The sequence below is a fragment of the Nonomuraea maheshkhaliensis genome, assembly GCF_039529435.1.
GTDB lineage: Bacteria > Actinomycetota > Actinomycetes > Streptosporangiales > Streptosporangiaceae > Nonomuraea > Nonomuraea maheshkhaliensis.
The window spans coordinates 1-1,080 of record NZ_BAAAMU010000280.1; the positions used below are offsets into that span (position 1 = coordinate 1).

1 pseudogene is annotated in these 1,080 nt (G+C 67.2%); it reads right to left on the minus strand.

Annotation, left to right across the window (positions count from 1 at the left end):
• Positions 1–1,080: pseudogene (locus ABFX54_RS56300) on the minus strand (DNA-directed RNA polymerase subunit beta); the annotation flags it as partial.

A 1,080-nucleotide genomic window follows, 5' to 3' on the forward strand; every position in this document is an offset into this window, starting at 1 on the left:
TCTCCAGCACCTGGCCGACGTTCATCCGGCCGGGCACGCCCAGCGGGTTGAGGATGATGTCGACCGGAGCGCCGTCCTCCAGGAAAGGCATGTCCTCGACCGGCAGGATCTTGGAGATGACGCCCTTGTTGCCGTGCCGGCCGGCCAGCTTGTCACCGTCGGTGATCTTGCGTTTCTGCGCCACGTAGACGCGGACCAGCTCGTTGACCCCCGGCGGCAGTTCGTCGCCCTCCTCGCGGCTGAAGACGCGCACGTGGATGACCTTGCCCTGCTCGCCGTGCGGCACCTTCAGCGAGGTGTCGCGGACCTCACGGGCCTTCTCACCGAAGATCGCGCGCAGCAGCCGCTCCTCCGGCGTCAGCTCGGTCTCGCCCTTGGGCGTGACCTTGCCGACCAGGATGTCGCCGGGCACGACCTCGGCGCCGATCCGGATGATGCCCCGCTCGTCGAGGTCGGCCAGGACCTCTTCGGAGACGTTGGGGATGTCGCGGGTGATCTCCTCCGGGCCCAGCTTGGTGTCACGGGCGTCGACCTCGTGCTCCTCGATGTGGATCGAGGACAGGACGTCGTCCTGGACCAGCCGCTGCGAGATGATGATCGCGTCTTCGTAGTTGTGGCCCTCCCATGGCATGAACGCCACGAGCAGGTTCTTGCCGAGCGCCATCTCACCGTTGTCGGTGCAGGGGCCGTCGGCGATGACCTGGTTGACCTCGACCCGGTCGCCCTCGGCCACGATCGGCTTCTGGTTGAAGCTCGTGCCCTGGTTGGAGCGCTTGAACTTGGCCACCCGGTACGTCGTCCGCGTGCCGTCGTCGTTCATCACGGTGATGTAGTCGGCGGAGACCTCCTCCACCACACCGGCCTTCTCGGCGCTGATGACGTCACCGGCGTCGGTCGCGGCGCGGTATTCCATGCCGGTGCCGACCAGCGGCGCCTCGCTCTTGAGCAGCGGCACCGACTGGCGCTGCATGTTGGAGCCCATGAGCGCGCGGTTGGCGTCGTCGTGCTCCAGGAAGGGGATCATCGCGGTGGCCACCGACACCATCTGGCGCGGCGACACGTCGATGTAGTCGACCTCCC